The 18,652-nt window shown below is 53.5% G+C and carries 17 protein-coding genes; 5 read left to right on the plus strand and 12 right to left on the minus strand.

All coding sequences use genetic code 11. The features are described from left to right. Positions 1-6: 6 nt before the first annotated feature. Both K5R89_RS12975 and K5R89_RS12980 read right to left on the minus strand, forming a co-directional pair. Positions 7-645, minus strand: a complete 639-nt coding sequence (locus tag K5R89_RS12975) for a hypothetical protein (protein WP_101989574.1) — start codon at positions 643-645, stop codon at positions 7-9. Positions 646-769: 124 nt separating this feature from the next. Further along, on the minus strand, positions 770-1,435 hold the full coding sequence (locus K5R89_RS12980; protein WP_101989575.1) for an SDR family oxidoreductase: 666 nt from the start codon (positions 1,433-1,435) through the stop codon (positions 770-772). Positions 1,436-1,539: 104 nt separating this feature from the next. Here K5R89_RS12980 and K5R89_RS12985 point away from each other — a divergent pair, with 104 nt between their 5' ends. The 3 genes from K5R89_RS12985 (at position 1,540) to K5R89_RS12995 (ending at position 4,293) form a co-directional block, all read left to right on the plus strand. Continuing rightward, positions 1,540-2,460, plus strand: a complete 921-nt coding sequence (locus tag K5R89_RS12985; RefSeq protein WP_101989576.1) for a LysR family transcriptional regulator — start codon at positions 1,540-1,542, stop codon at positions 2,458-2,460. A gap of 222 nt (positions 2,461-2,682) precedes the next feature. After that, the gene (locus K5R89_RS12990; protein ID WP_101989577.1) at positions 2,683-3,474 is read left to right on the plus strand and encodes an HAD-IIB family hydrolase; all 792 of its coding nucleotides are present in this window, start codon (positions 2,683-2,685) and stop codon (positions 3,472-3,474) included. A gap of 198 nt (positions 3,475-3,672) precedes the next feature. After that, positions 3,673-4,293 (plus strand): LysE family translocator, encoded by a 621-nt coding sequence (locus K5R89_RS12995; protein WP_165458204.1) that lies wholly within the window; start codon positions 3,673-3,675, stop codon positions 4,291-4,293. A gap of 60 nt (positions 4,294-4,353) precedes the next feature. Here the strand turns inward: K5R89_RS12995 and K5R89_RS13000 are convergent, their stop codons facing one another. From K5R89_RS13000 to K5R89_RS13040, 9 genes are all read right to left on the minus strand, one after another. Further along, entirely contained in the window at positions 4,354-5,355 is a 1,002-nt protein-coding gene (locus K5R89_RS13000; protein ID WP_032452887.1) for an HAD family phosphatase, read from the minus strand. Then, on the minus strand, positions 5,352-6,365 hold the full coding sequence (locus K5R89_RS13005) for a BatD family protein (RefSeq protein ID WP_217259400.1): 1,014 nt from the start codon (positions 6,363-6,365) through the stop codon (positions 5,352-5,354). Before K5R89_RS13005 ends, K5R89_RS13000 begins: the two co-directional genes overlap by 4 nt. Next, positions 6,362-7,876: a tetratricopeptide repeat protein gene (locus tag K5R89_RS13010; RefSeq protein WP_217220574.1), complete on the minus strand. Its 1,515-nt coding sequence runs from the start codon at positions 7,874-7,876 to the stop codon at positions 6,362-6,364. The genes K5R89_RS13005 and K5R89_RS13010 overlap by 4 nt, the downstream gene beginning before the upstream one ends. Continuing rightward, positions 7,873-8,850, minus strand: a complete 978-nt coding sequence (locus tag K5R89_RS13015; protein ID WP_101989580.1) for a VWA domain-containing protein — start codon at positions 8,848-8,850, stop codon at positions 7,873-7,875. Before K5R89_RS13015 ends, K5R89_RS13010 begins: the two co-directional genes overlap by 4 nt. Further along, on the minus strand, positions 8,843-9,283 hold the full coding sequence (locus tag K5R89_RS13020; protein ID WP_101989581.1) for a DUF4381 domain-containing protein: 441 nt from the start codon (positions 9,281-9,283) through the stop codon (positions 8,843-8,845). The genes K5R89_RS13015 and K5R89_RS13020 overlap by 8 nt, the downstream gene beginning before the upstream one ends. Further along, on the minus strand, positions 9,284-10,189 hold the full coding sequence (locus K5R89_RS13025) for a DUF58 domain-containing protein (protein WP_101989582.1): 906 nt from the start codon (positions 10,187-10,189) through the stop codon (positions 9,284-9,286). Beyond that, a complete protein-coding gene (locus K5R89_RS13030) occupies positions 10,189-11,193 on the minus strand; it encodes a MoxR family ATPase (RefSeq protein ID WP_049014087.1) in 1,005 nt (334 codons plus the stop codon). Before K5R89_RS13030 ends, K5R89_RS13025 begins: the two co-directional genes overlap by 1 nt. Further along, the gene (locus tag K5R89_RS13035; RefSeq protein WP_032452881.1) at positions 11,190-12,485 is read right to left on the minus strand and encodes an anaerobic sulfatase maturase; all 1,296 of its coding nucleotides are present in this window, start codon (positions 12,483-12,485) and stop codon (positions 11,190-11,192) included. The genes K5R89_RS13030 and K5R89_RS13035 overlap by 4 nt, the downstream gene beginning before the upstream one ends. 96 nt (positions 12,486-12,581) lie before the next feature. Further along, positions 12,582-14,171, minus strand: coding sequence for an arylsulfatase (locus K5R89_RS13040; protein ID WP_049014088.1), 1,590 nt, complete (start codon positions 14,169-14,171; stop codon positions 12,582-12,584). A gap of 619 nt (positions 14,172-14,790) precedes the next feature. Between K5R89_RS13040 and K5R89_RS13045 the strand changes: the two genes are divergently transcribed. Both K5R89_RS13045 and K5R89_RS13050 read left to right on the plus strand, forming a co-directional pair. Continuing rightward, positions 14,791-16,416, plus strand: a complete 1,626-nt coding sequence (locus K5R89_RS13045) for a mechanosensitive ion channel family protein (protein WP_217220573.1) — start codon at positions 14,791-14,793, stop codon at positions 16,414-16,416. A 60-nt stretch (positions 16,417-16,476) separates the two neighbouring features. Beyond that, on the plus strand, positions 16,477-17,667 hold the full coding sequence (locus K5R89_RS13050) for an OmpP1/FadL family transporter (RefSeq protein WP_217220572.1): 1,191 nt from the start codon (positions 16,477-16,479) through the stop codon (positions 17,665-17,667). A gap of 254 nt (positions 17,668-17,921) precedes the next feature. Here K5R89_RS13050 and K5R89_RS13055 read toward each other — a convergent pair whose 3' ends face one another. After that, entirely contained in the window at positions 17,922-18,545 is a 624-nt protein-coding gene (locus K5R89_RS13055) for a LuxR family transcriptional regulator (RefSeq protein ID WP_217220571.1), read from the minus strand. Between the last annotated feature and the right edge of the window lie 107 nt (positions 18,546-18,652).

Consider the following 18,652-nt stretch of genomic DNA (forward strand, 5'->3'; position numbering starts at 1 on the left):
CCTCGCTTATAGCGGGCTGTTCTCATCGAGCCGGGTGACGCTCCAGACGCGGGCGTGCGTGTCATCAATGCGATAGTAGCTTTTCACGCTTGCCGTACCGCCGATGGCGTAGCCCACCAGAGCCACAATGTTGAGCTGATGCCCCTGCTTATCGGTAAACGCATAATATTCATCCAGCACATAGCCGCTGGCGCTAGCCGCTGATTCCAGACGATCGTCCCTGGCTTTCAGGTCCGGGGTATAGTCCGCGATGGTTTTCCCCACAAAGTTTTTGGCGACGTCCTGCTTTTCGTCAACGCTGACGATAAACGCCGCGCTGGCAGGAAAGTGCTGAACCACGTCAGCCAGGGTCGGTTTCGGCGCGGCAGAGGGGAATAACGTGTGATCGATAGTGTAGGCCTGTAGCCAGCAGGAGAATAACGCCGCTTCCGCCGCACGGCCATCCGGGTCGGAAAGTCCGGGCAGCGCATCGACGGTCTCTCCCGCTTTACGCAGCGCAATGAAATCGGCACAGGAAGAGACCCGTGCCTGATTCTGGTCACTCAGCAACAGCGTCAGAGGAGACTGGTTTATCTCAAGCTCGCCCGCCGCCAGCACCGGCGTGCTCAACAATAACGTCACCGCCATACCGATAAAATATTTCATCACATAGCCTCCATGAATATCGACGTATCCTGATCCGAGGTGACAGGGAAAGCAAGCGATGGATGATGTCTTTTCCACATGTCCGGGCGATGCCTCCCGGACGCCGAGCGACGGCCGGGGAAGGTTACTGATGGTGTGGGGCGGGATAAAACGCTTCCGCTGTCCATTGCGCTGATGGCTGGCGGTATTGCTGCCAGAACAGTTCGGCAATCTCCCGGGCTTCGGCGGAACCCGGCGTGACGTACGCCCCCACCGTCACGATGGAAAGATGAATATTCTGCGCTTTTAATAACGGAAAAAGGCCATGCGTCAGGTTAAGCAGCCCGGCTTTGCCGACGCTCAGCGTCAGATACTCCGGATGAGGCTGAGTGGCAAACATCCCGCCAGTCAGCAGGATCGCGCCTTCTCCACGCGCGGCCATCCGAGGAGTGACCGCTTTGATGGCGGCATATACCGCGCCAATATTGGTGGTGAGATCCTGGATGAAGCCTGCCACCGACTGGGTCTCCAGATTACCGTCATGCATGGCCGCGGCGTTGAAGTGCAGCACATCCACGCTGCCGGTCTCCACCTCTACCTCGCGAATGAGTTCCACGATACTGGTGATATCGCTGGCGTCCGCCACGCGGCCTTCCGCGGCTAATCCAGCCGCTCTCAGTTGGTCGGCCTGCGCCGCCACATAGTTTTTATTTCGTGAGGACAGCACCACCCGGAATCCCTCACCAGCAAATCGTGAGGCCGTCGCCATTCCCATCCCAGGACCGGACCCGATACTCAAAAACGTTTTCATGTGCTTCTCTCACTGTAGTTTGCTGAGCCGCTATGTTAATACCCTGGCAGATCGCTGATAATCAGCCTTATTTGCAAATGATTAATGTGCTGGGTGCAGGAATCATGTTCGATGATTTTGAAGAGCTGATGGCGTTTGTCTGTGTGGCCGAGACAGGGAGTTTTATCGGGGCCAGCCGCAGGCTGGCTCGGGATGCGTCGGTCATTTCCCGCCGGGTTAGCCACCTCGAGAAAAAACTGGGCGTCCGGTTGCTGGTGCGCACTACCCGTAGCGTAACGCTTACCGAAGCCGGAACCTGGTTTTTGCAGCGCGCCCGCGCGGCGCTGGATGAGCTCAGCGCCGCCAGCCGGGAGGTGGGAGACTTTGCTGCCACCCCGCAGGGAACGTTGCGGGTTTCGCTGCCGGTGACCTTTGGCCGGGAGCTGATTGCCCCGGTGTTTCCTGATTTCCTGCAGGCGTATCCGGATATTCGCCTGGATGCCCATTTTCTCGATCGACGGGTCGATATTGTCGCGGAGGGGTTTGATGCGGTGGTTCGCCTGGGGAGCGTGCGGGGCAGTACCTTAACCGGGCGCGAGCTGGGGGCGTTTAGAAGTCAGCTGATTGCTTCGCCGGTCTATCTGCAACGCTTCGGTGAGCCGACTCATCCTGAGCAACTGGCAGCCCATCGGTGCCTTGGCTTTACCCACCATCCGGACTGGCCCTACTGGATCCTCGAAAATGGTCGGGAGCATATCCAGGTGACGCCAGCCGGCCCCCTCACCACCAATATCAGTGAAGCGCTGCTGACGGCGGTCATTCGGGCAACCGGGATCGCACTGCTGCCGGGGTGGATGGTTTGCCAGGCGGTGCAGCGCGGGGAACTGGTCCGCGTGCTGCCCGACTGGCGTAGCGCGGCGAAGGTCAGCGTTTATGCCCTGATGCCGCCCGGCACGCTGGTTCCCGCCAAGACCCGGGTATTTATCGACACGCTATGCCATCAACTGGCGTCATCCCCGCTGTGGCAGGACGAATTGAAGCGATAAGCAGGGGGGGCCGATTGCGCAGATCGTTGATGGAGAAGGGCCTCGAAGTGTTCCTGCTGAATGTACGGAGCAATAAATTTATCCTCGGACAGATAATGCCCTGGCGGACTTTCTTCGTGCAGTGAGAAGGTTTAATCACTCGAATTAATAGTGAATATCAAATGCCAAATTGATATTAACGTTTATCAAGAAAGCCATTAATATCACCAGTATGGAGGGATTATGAATTTAATTGATAGTGCTAAGAATGAAGAGCTACGGAATATTCGTTTTGTTTTAACTGATATGGATGAAACGCTGACCTATAAGGGCAGACTGCAGGCCAGAACCTATCAGAGTCTGGAAATGCTACAACATGCGGGCATTAAGGTTATTCCGGTAACGGCGGCCTCTGCCGGGTGGGCCGATCAGATGGCGAGAATGTGGCCTGTTGATGGGGTCATCGCTGAAAATGGAGGATTATTTCTTATCAGAAATAACGTCGGTGAGGGTATTAACAGGTATTTCTGGCATGAAGACAACTATCTTCTTAATCGAAAAAACATCAGCCATATTCTTTTCAAGATTCGCCAGAAATACCCCTGGGTTGAGGTTTCTGACGATCAGGATTTTCGCCTGACGAGTATTGCTTTCAAACTTCCCAAAAATCATGAGCAGACCAAACAACTTATTGACGAATTAGTGGAAAATAAATGCAGCTATACCATTAATAATTTATGGGTACTGGGGTGGTTAGGGGGATATGACAAACTCGTCATGAGCAGAAAGGTGTTAAAGCAGTTTTATGCACTGGAAGAATCTGATGAACAAGCATCGGTTTTCTACAGTGGTGATTCGCTCAATGATGCACCTATGTTCAGTTACTACAGCAAAACGTTGGGAATGAACACGGTCAATGACATAGCGCAAGTTATACCATCATTGCCTCGCTGGATAAGTCAATTTCCAGGTGGTGAAGGGTTTGTCGATGGCGCGAACAGAATTTTAAATGCTAAAAGGGCAAGCATCAGTTAAGTTGCCTTCTCCGCTCTGACAGAATTAAACCGGCTCCGTTCGTTGCAACAGGTCCGGTTGTTGTATGCGTTAGATAGAGAGCTTCATGTGGGGTACTTCCCGTTATCCAGGCGGAACGCCATTCACCTTGAATGGCTCATCATTCTTGTTGCAAAAATGTGAACACTTCAGTAGCCTTGTCTCTTTCGGAGACAGGAAATGCTCGTCACTGATTCACTTCTGGCTTACACCCTCGCTGCCACTCTGCTTACCCTGACGCCAGGTCTGGATACCGCGCTTATACTGCGCACGGCGACCGCTGAAGGCGGGCGCAAAGCTTTGCATGCCGCGTTAGGTATCGATCTCGGGTGCTTTATCTGGGGCGCGCTGGTGGCCTTTGGTTTGGGCGCGCTGCTGGCGGTTTCTGAGCTGGCTTATACCTTATTGAAATGGTGCGGCGCGGGCTACCTTTGTTGGCTGGGCATCCAGCTGCTTCTGCGTCCGCGCCAGCAATTTAACAGCAATCCGGCATCGGCAACCGCCACGAGCAACTGGTTTCTGCGTGGGATGCTGGGAAATGTGCTTAATCCCAAAATGGGCGTCTTCTACGTTTCGTTTTTACCTCAGTTTATCCCGGCGGGGCATTCCCCCATCACATGGACCTTTCTCCTGGTTACTATCCATGTATTGATTGGTACGCTGTGGTCGTTAACCCTGATTACCGCCACTCGCTATGCCGCGGGTATCCTGAAAAAAACGGCGGTAGTGAAATGGATGGATCGAACGACCGGCTGCCTGTTTCTGCTTTTTGCGGCGAAGCTGGCGATGAGCCGCCGGTAATAAAACAGGGGCCTTTGCCCCTGTTTTTGCGCTTTGCTCAGCTATCTTGAAATACAGGCTCTACGATCCCGGCTGGGTCACACACTGTGCCGGATCAAACACCGTTTTCCAGTCTTGCTTCATATCAACGACGGTCCAGCCATGCGCTTTTGCCTGCGTTAATCCATCAACCAGCTTTCCGCTGGCTGGAGGATGACTATCATAGGCATATTCACGCACGGAATCCGTATGATGCACCAGAAGGCCAAAGGGTTTGACGTCAGGATTGGCGGCGGTGTATTGCAGCATGGCGAGATCGCCATCGCTATTGCCAAATGCCGCGACAGGGCGCTGGCCCATGAAAAGGTGGATCGCCACGGGTTTATTGGCTGCATCGTCATTGAAGGCCCCCGACATTGTCTTGGTAATTTTTGTCCCTTCATCAGATAACGCGAATTCGCCAAGCGAAAACGACCCGATCACTTGTTCAGGTGGAATACCGTACATCTTTTGCGACAGTACGCGCATAAAATCGATACCGCCGCCGGAGACAATCCAGGTTTTGAAACCGTTTGCCCGCAGATATTCCAGTAGCTGACGCATCGGCTGATATCCCATCCGATCGTACTGGCAGCCAAAACGCGGGTCCTTATGCGATGAAACCCAGTTAGCAACGCGCTGATTAAAGTCATCTGTCGTCATGCCGCTGTGCGTCAGCGATAAAAGATGAATAAGCCCTTTTTCGCCGGAAGCGGCGACAGTTTTGATATCGTCTTTCAACACGGCCTGCACCAACGCGTCGCTAGACCACTCCTGGTGTTGCGGGGCCAGACGTTTGATCTCATCCAGCACGAACCGGATCTGAAACGTCAGCGGCGCTTCTGGCCACAGGGTGCCATCATTATCAAATACGACGTAGCGTTTTTCGGCCGGAATAAACGTTGAGCGGTCTGGGTTGGTGGCACCTTGCACCCATTCTTCAATGGCGCGCTTGGCTGCCGTATCGTTCCATGCTGAGAGTGGATCTGCCACTGCGTTGCCGCAGAGGGCGAATAAAGTCAGAGCGATTAACGTACGCTTCATCGTGAACTCCTGTTATCCGGGGTCTGTCCCGGTAGCGAAAGTGGCTGCCAGAATCGGCGCCAACGGTGAGATAAGTAACGCGCGCTACGCAGCAAAGTGCGGCGGAAAATAAACATCAGCATGAGTAACGCGAGGCCGCCTGCGAGCATTAACGCATTCTGCCGAGTCAACGTGCCACGATCGCCCTTTAACGAGGATTCCGCACCGGCCGAGCGCGAAGCGGCAATCCGGTAGGTGCTGCCGGGGAATTCAGCGGTTTGCCACTGCTGATGGGTTGTATCCCACCACCGCAATTTGATCGGCGGCAGCGTGACTTCCCCCGCAACAACAGGCAAATAGCGGAGCGTTTCCACGCGTTCCGCGCCTTCAAGATCCCCCCGACCCGAAGTCAGCAGACGATTTTCAGGCGGCAGACGCTGGGTATGGGTGCCGCTGATGGCATAGAGCAGCTGTGGGATTTGGGCGGGCATCACCTCCGTGGCTCGGACGGTGACGACGCGTTCAATAACGTCGCCGGCACGCAGCGTTTTATCTTTACCACTACGGTAAATATTGATCTTCTGGCTGAGCGAGAGACCTGAAGCGGGCAGGAAACGGTCTGGCTGTTCAATTCCTTGCGGCCAGTTAACCTGCGTTTCCAGCGCCGGTAGTTTGACCGTCACGGGCGCCTGTCCGGAGGCGGTTAACGTCATTTCAAAAGCCGGTAAACGCAGCTTACCTGCATCCCAGGCAGTGAGCTGGCGTTCCATGCGCACGCCGCTCCAGCTGGTTCCCTCGGCGTGACGGGTCAGAAGCTGATTGGGTTCGGCTTTGCTCGAGATATCGCCATTTTCGACCGGGAAACCGGGCCACTGCGGCGGCGGATTAAACCATGAATCCGTCCAGAACGTCACCGCCACGCGCACCGGTTGGCCTGGGACAACGTGTTCGGGAGCGACCAGCTCGCGCGTGACCGTCATGGCTGCCTGACAGGGAAGCGCCGCCACCAGAATTAACCAGATAAGTTTCATTGGCCTTCTCCTGACTGAGTCCGGTAGAGACTTTCCAGCAGCCCCGAAGGCGAAACGGTCAGATTTTCGTACCACTGATTCACCTGCGGATTCCCTCCAGCAATGGGCTGAATGTCCTTTTGTTCAACGCCATCGTCGGGTTTCAAATCATGTTTAATTTCATCAGGTTTGTAATCGGCTTCTTCACCTTGCGCCGACTTTTTCTCGCGTTCTTTTTGCCGCAGTTGCATGATGATCGCGGCGATTTTGGCGCGGTTCCCCTGGGCCAGCTTCCAGTCCGGGCGCAGACTTAACGCCCGGTCATAGCTGTTTAGCGCCTGCTGCCACTGTTTTTGCTGGGCATAACTATTGCCTGTCCAGAGCAGGGTTTCCGGGGTTTGTTGCGCCTGGCGGAACGCGGCGGTAGCGGCGGGGTAATTGCCCGCCCGATACCATGCAATACCTTGCCGGAGCGGGTCGCTATAATGCTGGGCCGCGCGGGCATAATCCCCCTCGGCAAAGGCACGCTGACCCTGCACATCGGGGCTTATCCAGGCATCCAGCCAGGCGGCATGGCCGGATGGCTGCCAGAGCAGCAGCGGCGCGATTAAAACCCAGCAAAAGAGCTGGCGTCGCCAGATAAACAGCATGACGAGCATAGGTATCGCCAGCATCCAGCCATCGTTACGCCAGTGTAAATCACTCCGGGCATTGTTCTGCGCGGTGACACTTTGTTGAATATGGCTCTGTATCACGGGCAGATCGTCATCATCGGTGGTCACCAGCGTGACGGGGATCCCCTCGTCTCGCACCTGCTCAAAGCGTTTAACATTCAGTCGCGTATCGGTTTCACTGGCGGCATATTTTTCAGGCAGCGCCCCCCCCTGAGCGGTTCCCGGCACCCAGATCTGCAGCGGTGTCTTTTGTGTGCCTAGCCATCTGGCGTCATCCGCACTTAGGGTATCCGCCACCAGAATAATGCTGCGCGGGGCGGTGGGCATATTATGCATGGCCAGTGAGATGGCATGCTGAAGTCCGGAACCCTCGCCAGACGGTAATAACGCGGGGGTTTGCGCATGCAGGAATAGCGAATAAAACGCCGTATCGACAGTGAGCGGGGTGGTTAGCCAGGCACCGGAGTTATACACCACCAGGCCAAATCGGGTACCCGGCATGCGCTCCATGAGGGACAGGATTTTGGTCTGCATCCTCTGATGGCGGCTGGGAGGCAGATCGCTGGCAAACATGGCGGTATCCTGTTGCAAAATCACCATCACGTTACTTTCCGTCGTCAGCGCGGCGGGAAGCTGACGCTGCCAGCTTGGGCCAGCCAGCGCGATGAGGCCAAGCATCGCCAGCCATGGCAGTACGCGGGTGAGCTTGCGCTGCCGCCCGGCGATCAGCGCCTTCGCCAGCGGCTTGTCCATGATGCGCGACCAGGCGCTATGCCCGGCGGAGGGTAACCACCACAGCGCGATGGCCGGGATCAGCAGCAGCAAACGCCAGGGGTATAAAAAGTGAAAATCACTCATGCCGCTCTCTCCCTGAACGCGCGATACAGATTACAGGTCAGCAACAGAAGCAGTGCGGCGGCAAGCGGCCAGGCAAAAAGCGGTATACGCCACGACCAGCCGATGCTTTTTACCTGCACTGGCGTAATCGCGTCAATTTCTTGCCAGACCGCATCCAGCGAAGCCCCGCTATTCTCTGCCGTCCAGGCGCGCCCACCGGTGGTGCGAGCTATATCCTGTAAAAGAGCGGCATCCACTTTGTCATCGCCGTCGCTGTTCACGTCGCCAAAGGCGATGGTGTGAACCTGTACGTGATGACGGGCCGCCAGCTGAGCGGCGAGGCGAGGGGTCAGTTGTGACGTGGTGTCGTTACCATCGGTCAAAAGGATGGCTAATTTACTGGCGTCAGTATCGCCGCTGGAATCCAGCAGTTTCACCGTGACGCCCAGCGCGTCGCCTATCGCCGTCTGTTGTCCCGCCATGCCAGGCGCAAGCTGATTGATACGGGTTTCCAGCGCCTGTTTATCCTCACTGACGGGCGCGAAGGGCCAGGCGCTGTTGGCAAAAATCACCAGCCCGATACGATCGGATTTACGAGCCGCTACGAATTTTTTAACGGAGCTCTGTACCGCCTGCAGACGGGTGATACCGCCCGTGACGTCGTTTTTCTCCATAGAGCCGGAAACATCAAGAATCAGCATAATATCGCGCATCGGTTTTTCAGTATGCTGCGGCGGGGCAAGCAATTCCGGGCGGGCGAGGGCGCAGACCAACAGCGACCATACCAGCCAGAACAGCCAGGTGGATAGCTTCCCGCCATGTGCAGGTTGGTTGTTAAGCTGGAGTTCATTAATCAGCCCAGGCAAAAAAGGAACCCGGACATACTCTTTCAACGAGCGCTCTTTGGCCATCACAAAGCGACTTGCCAGCGGCAGGATCAGTAGCAGCCAGGCCCACGGCCAGGCGAACGCCAGACGTGAGAAGAAGTCAGACATGGGGTAATCCTTCAAGCCATGAGCGAAGCTGCATACGCAGCCGTTCGGTATCGCCATCACTGAGCTGGTTCTCTGGCTGACAGTAGCGTTCGCACAGCTGCTGGCGTAACGCGTCATCCAGCGGGACGTTTTGCAACCATTGGGCAGGATCCAGCGCGCCGCTCACTTGCTCCCGCGGCTGATGCACCAGCAAAATACGTTTCATCAGCAGCAGCCAGCTGTCTACCGTTTGCGGTTGAGCGAGAACCGCCAGCGCCTGGCGACGCCACAGGTTTCGCCGCCATCTGGCGATGCGGATGATGAGATAAATGAGCAACAGGGCGAGCAGGATACCGCCCAGTACAAACCATCCCGGCGGTAGGGGAAACCATGACGGTGAATCGGGAAGAACCGGTTCCGCCAGTTCGGGTACCGTAAATCCTTTCTCCAGCATCTATACCTCTTTTTGAAGCTGTCTGACTAGATCCCCGGCGACGACAATCTGCTTCACCTGCACGCCAAGTCGCGTGAGACGAGACGCCTGGGCTGAGAGTCGCGCCGTGATGCTTTGTTTGATGCCGTCCTGTAGCGCAGGCGAGAGCGAAAATGCCACCTCTTGCCCTTCATACCGGGCGGCCAGCCGCCCGTGTGCAGGCAGGCGCAAATGCAGATCGTCGAGGATCACGAATGCACTCACTTCCCCTCGACGGCGCAGGGCTGCCAGCAGCGCATCGCACTCGTTATCCAGATCGTGAAAGTCGCTGATTAACGCGACCCAGCAGCCGGTTGGAATTAACGGCAGAGAGTGGCGCAGAATGGCGGCCAGCGAAAGTGGGTCAGGCGTTTCCCGCGGATAATTATCCGCCACGGCGTGGTTGTACTGCACAATATCGTCGAGAAATGCGGGAAGCGTACCGTTTGGCGCGCGGCATTTACGCAGAGAAAAGTCCCGATCGCCAAAGACAATGCCGCCTAAACGATCGCCGTCGTGCCAGCTGCGCCACGCCAGCAATCCGGCAGTTTTCGCTGCCGCGACGGATTTTGTCTGAACGCGCGTGGAAAAAAACATATCCCGTCGTTGATCAACCAGCAGAAAGACGGGGCGCTCTTTTTCTTCGTTATAAAGTCGGATCCACGGCGTACGCATGCGGGCAGTAGCCTGCCAGTCAATCAGCCGGACGTCGTCGCCGGGCTGATAACGACGCAGGCTGTCAAAGTTCAGCCCGCGGCCCTGCTGGCGTGATGTACGTTCACCCCCAAGCGCGCCAGGCGGGATCTGCCCTGGCGGATTGGCGATGGCTCGCGCCTCTGCGGCGAGCTTCAGCAGCGTTTCCCGGTCAATGCGAACGGCGCTACTCATTATGCCACCACGGCATCAAGCAGCATCCGCACGGCATCGTCCGGCGTGCAGTTATCCGCGCTGGCCTGGTAGCTGAGCATCAGACGATGACGTAATACCGCTGGGGCGATCTTTTTAATGTCTTCGGGCAGCACCGCGTCCCGGCCTTCCAGCCAGGCCTGCGCTCGCCCGCAGCGCTCCAGGGCCAGCGTGCCGCGAGGACTGATGCCAAACGTCAGATAACCGGCCAGCGTATCGCTCACCGACTGTGGATGACGACTTAAGTCTACCAGGTTGACGATATAATTTTCGACGGTTGGGGAGACGTGAATAGCGGAAATCGCCTGCCAGCATTCAGCGATTTCCTGCTGACTCAGCATGAGTGTATCGGTCTGTTCTGGCTGTGCTGATGCGGTACTCGTCAGTTGTTGATACTTTTTCTGCTGCTCGGCGCGCACCAGTTGCATCACTTTCTGTTCATTGTCTTTTGACGGATAGTGCACCAGTACCTTCATCAAAAAACGGTCCAGCTGGGCTTCCGGCAGAGGCCAGGTACCTTCCTGATCCACTGGGTTTTGCGTGGCCAGAACCATAAAAACACCGGGTAAAGGCCAGCTTTTGCCCGCCACGGTGACGTGACGTTCTTCCATGGCTTCGAGCAGCGCGGACTGCACGCGGGCCGAGGCGCGGTTGATTTCATCGGCGAGGATGATATTGCCGAACACCGGGCCGGGACGGAAGCGGAACTGATCCTCTTCACGGGTGGCGTTTTGCTGATAAATTTCGCTGCCGGTGATATCTGAGGGCAGAAGATCAGGCGTGAACTGAATACGACGGTAATCCCCCTCAACGTGGCGGGCAAGTTCGCGTACCGCGCGCGTTTTCGCCAGGCCCGGTAATCCTTCAAGCAACACGTGTCCGTCGCACAACAGGGCGACTATCAACATGCGCACCAGTTCTTCCTGACCGAGAACCTGTTCGTTCATGCGTTGCTCAAGCTGCAATAACTTCTCTCGATTTATCATCGGCGTAGCCCTGCAAAATCACGTTTAATTAAAGTGGCGATGCCCACCAGGATCGGCTCGGCATAGTTGAAAAAGGCCTTAATGCCCGGGCAAAGATAATTCAGTCCCAACTCGCCGTCCGGTGCGCGCACCAGGCGGTTTTTCGGGCATTCGCCCCAGCACAGCTTCAGATAAGGGCAGGCTTTACAGTAGTTGGGCAGCGTATCGCGCTTGCCCATGCCAAACGCTTTCTGCCGTTCGGAGAAAGCCAGATGCGAAAGCTGAGCATGCTCAATGTTGCCGATCTGATATTCCGGGTAGACATAGTGATCACAGGAATAAATATCGCCGTTTTTCTCAATCGCCAGCCCTTTTCCGCAGAATTCTGAGTGGGTGCAAATTTGCGCCGGCATTCCCATTGTCTGGGCGACCGCCGTTTCAAACAGATTGACCTGCACGCGGCCCAGGTCGTTATTCACCCACTCTTCAAAAACGGCAATCAGAAACGTGCCCCAGTCTTCCGGGTCAACCGACCAGTCGGTAACAATGGAGTCGAGGTCGCCGGGACGCGCGCGGCGGCTACCGGTGAGCGGGATGGCGTCATCCTGCCAGAATTGCGGCGCGGTTTGTTTGAAATCAACAGGTTCGACGCAGGGATTAAACTGAACATAGGTCGCACCCAGTTCGCGGGTGACGAAGCGGTACACTTCCAGCGGAAAGCGGGCGTTGGTCCGGTTTACCGTTACCAGCGCGTTAAATGGGACGCCGTGACGCTTCAGGGCCTCAACGCCCGCCATCACTTTGTCAAATGTCGGTTTGCCGCTACGGGTCACGCGATAGCGGTCATGCAGTTCTCGTGGGCCATCAATCGAGAGTCCCACCAGAAATTGATGTTCTTTTAGAAATTCAGCCCATTTATCGTTTAACAACACGCCATTGGTTTGTAAATCATTCTCGACACGCTGTCCGGGCTTCTGGTACTGCTTCTGAAATTTCACAACCTTCTGGAAAAACGCTAACCCCATCAGCGTGGGTTCGCCGCCTTGCCAGGAAAATACCACCTGGTCACCGTCCTGGCCGTCAATATACTGGCGAATGAAATTCTCCAGCACCTCGTCACTCATTCCGGTATGTCTGTCCTGATGCAGAAGCTCTTCTTTGTGCAGGTAAAAACAGTAGGAACAATCGAGGTTGCAGGTTGAGCCGGTTGGTTTAGCCATGACATGAAAGCGGCGCTTGTATTCTGGCCCTTTGCCGTCATATTTTTCCGCCGACGGAAGCGCCTTAACGGGTAGTGTGGTGCTGTACTTCATATAGCAGACCCCTGAACAGAAAAACAAACAAAGCGCAGATTGACTGCTCTTCAAAGCACGAACAGACTGCCGGGGCAGTCTGTCCGCAGGCTTTCATCATTTATTGATATTAGAGCCTTGTTCCAGCATTGCCGAAGCATCAGAGATCGTGAATGAACCTGGCTTCTGACGTGGCGGGAACTCCTTAAAGGTGGCCAACATTTCTTTGGCGTACTTCTGCGCGCCGCCCATCAGGAACATACGATCGTAGAACCAGGAGTTGTATCCCATACCGTCGCTGCCTTTCTCCAGCGGGTCAACTTCGAGATCAAAGATCATTGGCGCACGCAGTTTGGTGAACGGATAACGCCACAAATCAAGACCGGTATGCTCCTGAATCATGAAATGCGCTTTCCAGCGTCCATAGCGCATAGCCAGCAGATCGCCGTCATCGCTCCAGTAGAAGAATTCTTTACGCTGATCCTCGCCTTTGCCCTGCAGGAAGTCGAGCTGGTTATAGCCGTCGAGATGAACTTTATAAGTAATAGATGGCGTTTTATAACCTTTTAAAAGCTCTTGTTTGATATTAGGGTTACCCGCTGCGGCAATGAGGGTAGGGAACCAGTCGTAGCTGGCAAAAATATCATTAATTAGCGTGCCTGGTTTAATATGACCTGGCCATTTGATCATCGCAGGGACGCGGAAACCGCCTTCCCAGCCCGTATTCTTCTCGCCACGGAACGGTGTGATACCGGCATCTGGCCAGGTCGCGGTCATGGGGCCGTTGTCAGTGGTATAAATGACGATCGTATTGTCTTCAATGCCGAGATCTTTAATTTTCTTCAGCACTTCGCCAATCATTTTATCGTGTTCCACCATGCCATCGGCATAGGTCCCAAGGCCCGTTGCACCAATGCTGGCATCTTTCAGGTGGGTTTTATTGTGCATCCTGGTGGTATTGAACCAGGTAAAGAACGGTTTGTTGGCCTTAACCTGGCGCTCCATGAAGTCATTATTCGCAGCCAGGGTCTCTTCATCCACGGTGCCCATACGCTTCACCGTTAATGGACCCGTATCTTCAATTTTGCCGTCTGCGGTACTCTTAATTACGCCGCGCGGACCAAATTCCTTACGGAAGGCAGGATCTTTCGGATAGTCTGAGTTTTCTGGCTCTTCTTCGGCATTCAGGTGGTAAAGGTTACCCAGGAATTCATCAAAGCCGTGAGCGGTCGGCAGGAATTCATCGCGATCGCCCAGGTGGTTTTTACCAAACTGACCGGTAGCGTAGCCCAGTTGCTTAAGGATGTTCGCAATGGTTGGATCTTCTTTTTGCAGACCCTGAGGTGCGCCCGGCATTCCGACTTTACTCATCCCGGTGCGGAAAGGCATCTGGCCGGTAATAAACGATGAGCGTCCTGCGGTAGAGCTTTGCTCAGCGTAATAAGAGGTGAACTTGGCGCCTTCGGCAGCAATACTGTCGATATTTGGGGTTTTATATCCCATCATGCCCTGGTTGTAGGTACTCAGGTTCCAGTAGCCGATATCATCGCCAAAAATTACCACAATATTTGGTTTAGCGGGATCTTGTTTCGGGGCATTCTCTGCGGCGGTCGTTGCGGGTGCTGCATGGACTGTGGAAACCACGCCAGCCGCTAACGTCAGCATGCTGGCAATCACCGTCCTTCTAAAAGGGACACTTTTTTGCATTAGGGACACTCCAGTCTTTATGATGGCAAGTTGAGTATAGACGGGTAAAAACGCTTACATTAATTTTAGTAATAAAATTAATAGGCTTGACGAAAAATCACGTATCGTCAAGGAAATATTACTAGCGGTTATAGTGAATTCTCTGTCACACATCGGAATACCAGATTAATTCAAAAGCGCGACTATATAAAAGTAAATGTTGTTTATTAATAAATTAGCGTCGCTGCGGCATCCCGCGTCAGTTACGAAGCATCAGTTTCATCGTTGTGCCAAATAAATGGAAGGAAAATCCGAATATCCCTTTAACTTATTATCATGCAAAAGTTTAGTGTATTCATGCTGAATCGATTAAATAATCGTATTATTTTATAGACTACGTATTATGCATTACTGGTGAAAAATGTTATCGTTTGGGCAATATTGATGTGAACTCACTTTCAACTTCGAAATAGTCGGTTGTATCCGTTATTCGGCGGGGGGAGAGATATAAGATAGGCGAACAATATCTTCTGGTGCGTATTGCAGAAGCGAGTGGCTAGTCTATGCTCAATTGTAAAAGAGAAATAGTTCAAAACTTTTCAGAACAATAACAACAATGTTTCGTGGGTTGAGGGTGGAAATGAAGCAAATTCTGTTCATTTGGCTGGCGAGCTTGTTCACGATAACAAGTTTCATTTCGCATGCCGCAGAGCCACGACAGGAGGCGACGCCGCAAGAGCGTGCCCGTACGGTATATATCTTTCATCAGCCGATAGTCATGCTGCAGGCTAAATTTGGACTTACCACGCCGGAAGAGCGGGTATTGCGAATTAGAAATACGCTGCGGAATTTCACTGAGGAGGATGTTCGCCAACCTCTCAAACTGGTATCTGTTACCCGTTATAACCAGCCTGGAAAACTCATCGTGATGAACGGTAAGCCAGTTATGCTGCTTACCGAAGGTGATCTTGACGAAGGGGATGACCTCACGCTCGATCAGGCTGCGCAGCGGGTTATGGCGCGTATGGAGGCACAGAGAACCGCTCTGCGCGACCAGTATAACCGCAGCTGGCTGGTGCTTTCCGCCATAAAAGCCGTTGGAGGTCTGCTTGGGCTAGTCGCGCTTTGGTACGGTGCATACCGCTCATGGCGCAGGGTAAAACATCTATTTCGGCGACGTATCATCGAGAATCGTAGCTGGATCCCCCAAAGCTGGCGACGCTTTATCGGTGCTATCGAAGCGCGACTTTATGCCACATTCATGATCTTGCTGGGCGTCATAGCACTGTATGTCTGGCTGAGCTGGGTATTAAGCCTGTTCCCATGGACACGCGTATGGGGAGCCTCACTGGGCGATTGGTCTGTGCGCGCTTTTCAGGGCATAGCGCTTGCTGTGGTATCTGCCTTGCCGGGCCTGATGATCGTGCTGATTATTTTTATGCTAACCGCTGTGATTTTGAAACTGCTTAAAGTGGTTCTCAATCAGGTGGCAGCAGGGCGTATGCAACTTCCTGGCATTCATCCGGAAACGGTCGGGGCGACTCGTAAACTGATCGCTGTGGTGGTATGGCTGTTTGCGCTGTCAGCAGCGTACCCCTTTTTGCCTGGCGCTAACTCGCTCGCGTTTAAAGGGATCAGCGTCTTCTTTGGTCTGATGTTGACGTTAGGGTCCGCCGGAGTGATGAACCACGCCATGAGCGGTCTTGTACTGATTTATTCCCGCGCGCTGCGCAAAGGCGATGTGATACGCGTGGCCGATAACGAAGGGCTGGTGAGTGAAATTGGTATGTTGGCCACCAAGATCATTACCCGAGAAAATTACGTGGTCACGGTGCCTAATGCGGTGGTTGTGAGTGGAAAAATCACCAATTTGAGCGCACATGCTCACGGTGGTGGCATCAACCTGACCATCAGCGTGACGATTGGTTATGACACACCCTGGCGACAGGTTCATGCCATGCTAGAGCTCGCCGCCAAACGGGCAAGCTCAGTCGATCCGGCTCAACCACCGCTGGTACGCCAGCTCAGTTTGATGGACTGGTATATCGCCTACGAATTACAGGTACAACTGAAAGCAGGGCAATCATTAGCCGCAGCTCGCAATGAACTTTATAGCCATATTCAGGATGTATTTAACGAATTCAACGTACAGATTATGTCCCCGAATTATGTTATGCAACCCGAGGGTTCAGTCACTGTTGCCAAAGAAAACTGGTATTCAGCCCCGGCGGTTCCTCCTGATGGCAGTAAAAATGTGAGTGCGTAACTTATTTCCGTCCTTCCTGACAGAGAGGGACATTTTGTAATATAAATTGGCAGATAGCGCATGAAAAAAAAATTGATACTGGTATGTTTTGGGCTCCTTATTTCGCAGACCACGCAGGCGAGCGCACTCTACTTCTACGAAATTGGCACAGAAGATACGGCACTGGCAGGCGCAGGGCAGGCTGCTCGCGCTCAGGATGCATCAACGATTGTCACCAACCCGGCCGGGATGACTCGTTTGCCTGACCATATGTTTACCGGGGGAGTTCAGGCGATGGACGGTGATGTATCTTATTCACTTAACGATGACGCCGGACGTAAGAGCCCTGGGGATATTATGCGCTTCTTCCCTAATGCCAGCGCATTCTATGCGCAAAAAATCAATGATGATCTCTATGCTGGCCTCGGCATTTACGGCAACTACGGCCTGGGGATTGACTTTGGTCAGTGGGCTGGGGACAGATTAATCAAGAAAAGCACCATGGTGGCGATGACACTCAGCCCTTCAATCGCTTACAAATTAAGCGATAGAGTGTCTGTGGGCGGCTCTGTAAACATCAACTATGGCTTCCTGTCATTAACACGTAACGTCGATAATACTGATGAAACGCAGAAGGATCACGACTGGGCGTTAGGGTATCGTCTTGGCTTGCTGATGCAGCTGACGGAACAGACCCGGCTTGGTATAGCATGGACGAGTAAGACAGAATACGATTTTGATATTGATGGTAAGGCGCGCTTGCCGAATTTAGCCAACGTTGAGTACGAGCTTCCTGTCTCAGCGCAGGTACGCGCGCCTCAGCAAATTATGCTGAGCCTGGTGCATGATATCAATAAACAATGGTCGGTGATGGGCGATCTCGGTTGGCAGGACTGGAGCCAGTTTGGCGCCCCACAAATTGCCGTGGTGGGGCAGGAACTGGATAAAAATAGCCGTCTGAAGGATTCCTGGCATACGGCATTAGGCGTGCAGTACCGTCCTACCGAACAATGGCGTCTCAACGCTGGTGTTGCCTTTGACAGCACGGTATACAATTCGCAGAGTGACGTAGCGCTCACCTTACCGACGGGTGATGAATGGCGTTTTGCCACAGGCGCCCAGTACCAGATTACACCGCAGAGCAATATTGGCGTCGCCGTCTCCTACTTGCATATGCAATCGTCTCACGTTCAGTCGCCTGCTATCTATAGCGGTAGCTACAACCACCCATATTTATGGTTTGCTAATGTAAACTATAGTTATCAATTCTAATGGGCTGATGTCTTTGCCGTTCAGTGAGCGCGGGGAGGGATGTACAAATGATTTTTTGTGCCCTCGTAAAGGGGCATCACCGCCTTTGTACGGTGGGTGTGGCGTTTATCCTGAATCAGTTTGATTAATTCGCCTGTATATCCTGAGCGCTGGTTATCCACGATCCCTCGGGTCTTTTTTTGAGACCCGGGGGCGATGGTAAGTGGCGCTGGGAAGACGCTCGACGGTCTGTTTCTGTGACTTGTCAGCTATCATTAATTTACATTTATAAAGCCCTTGGGCCAGTCGCTATTTATTGTCAGTTTATTGAGCAGGAGCATTAACTCATAATCGCTATGTAAGTTAAATTTCCTCATCACCATATATTTATGCGTATAGACCGTTTTCTCACTCACCATCAGTTCTTCGGCAATTTGCATGACTGACATCCCCTCATTTAAATAGCTCATGATGCGGATTTGCTGTGGCGACAGTTTGGTAAGCTGGCAATCACAACATGACCCGGTTGAGTGCCGATAATTTGTCTGCTGCAGCCGGTGCCAGGCGGTATGCATTGCTGTACGTAACTGCGTCACGGAATGTCGGCGAGAGAGAAAGATAATATCCTGAAAGCAAGAGGGTAGCGCTGAAACACGCATGTCATCATCAACAATACCAATCACAATGCTTTTTTTTCGACTCCTCAGCTCAGGGCGGCAAATAAAACATTCTCCTGGGCATAATGCCAGCACAATAACGTCCGCTACCTTCACGCTTTCTGAGGTAAAGTTAAAGCTGAAATTAACTTTAGTGTTGTGCTGAGAAAAGAAATCATTAAAAAAAAAGATCAGTCCACGCCTAAAGAGGGTATCCCACTCTTTTATTACAATGTTAACCATTTACTATACCGAAACATAATTATTAAGCGCAGCTGCATTGGGGGAATAATAGCCGCAGCTTTTTTACCCTGTTAGCTTCCTGAAGGGGATGACGACTCACGCGCCTA

This window comes from Klebsiella sp. TF21-TM, from assembly GCF_019753495.1.
Classification (GTDB): Bacteria; Pseudomonadota; Gammaproteobacteria; order Enterobacterales; family Enterobacteriaceae; genus Klebsiella; species Klebsiella quasipneumoniae.

Excerpts from the sequence above, each read along its gene's own strand:
- K5R89_RS12975 (WP_101989574.1), bottom strand. The coding sequence starts at position 645 with ATGAAATATTTTATCGGTATGGCGGTGACGTTATTGTTGAGCACGCCG.
- K5R89_RS12980 (WP_101989575.1), bottom strand. The coding sequence starts at position 1,435 with ATGAAAACGTTTTTGAGTATCGGGTCCGGTCCTGGGATGGGAATGGCG.
- K5R89_RS12985 (WP_101989576.1), top strand. The coding sequence starts at position 1,540 with ATGTTCGATGATTTTGAAGAGCTGATGGCGTTTGTCTGTGTGGCCGAG.
- K5R89_RS12990 (WP_101989577.1), top strand. The coding sequence starts at position 2,683 with ATGAATTTAATTGATAGTGCTAAGAATGAAGAGCTACGGAATATTCGT.
- K5R89_RS12995 (WP_165458204.1), top strand. The coding sequence starts at position 3,673 with ATGCTCGTCACTGATTCACTTCTGGCTTACACCCTCGCTGCCACTCTG.
- K5R89_RS13000 (WP_032452887.1), bottom strand. The coding sequence starts at position 5,355 with ATGAAGCGTACGTTAATCGCTCTGACTTTATTCGCCCTCTGCGGCAAC.
- K5R89_RS13005 (WP_217259400.1), bottom strand. The coding sequence starts at position 6,365 with ATGAAACTTATCTGGTTAATTCTGGTGGCGGCGCTTCCCTGTCAGGCA.
- K5R89_RS13010 (WP_217220574.1), bottom strand. The coding sequence starts at position 7,876 with ATGAGTGATTTTCACTTTTTATACCCCTGGCGTTTGCTGCTGCTGATC.
- K5R89_RS13015 (WP_101989580.1), bottom strand. The coding sequence starts at position 8,850 with ATGTCTGACTTCTTCTCACGTCTGGCGTTCGCCTGGCCGTGGGCCTGG.
- K5R89_RS13020 (WP_101989581.1), bottom strand. The coding sequence starts at position 9,283 with ATGCTGGAGAAAGGATTTACGGTACCCGAACTGGCGGAACCGGTTCTT.
- K5R89_RS13025 (WP_101989582.1), bottom strand. The coding sequence starts at position 10,189 with ATGAGTAGCGCCGTTCGCATTGACCGGGAAACGCTGCTGAAGCTCGCC.
- K5R89_RS13030 (WP_049014087.1), bottom strand. The coding sequence starts at position 11,193 with ATGATAAATCGAGAGAAGTTATTGCAGCTTGAGCAACGCATGAACGAA.
- K5R89_RS13035 (WP_032452881.1), bottom strand. The coding sequence starts at position 12,485 with ATGAAGTACAGCACCACACTACCCGTTAAGGCGCTTCCGTCGGCGGAA.
- K5R89_RS13040 (WP_049014088.1), bottom strand. The coding sequence starts at position 14,171 with ATGCAAAAAAGTGTCCCTTTTAGAAGGACGGTGATTGCCAGCATGCTG.
- K5R89_RS13045 (WP_217220573.1), top strand. The coding sequence starts at position 14,791 with ATGAAGCAAATTCTGTTCATTTGGCTGGCGAGCTTGTTCACGATAACA.
- K5R89_RS13050 (WP_217220572.1), top strand. The coding sequence starts at position 16,477 with ATGAAAAAAAAATTGATACTGGTATGTTTTGGGCTCCTTATTTCGCAG.
- K5R89_RS13055 (WP_217220571.1), bottom strand. The coding sequence starts at position 18,545 with ATGGTTAACATTGTAATAAAAGAGTGGGATACCCTCTTTAGGCGTGGA.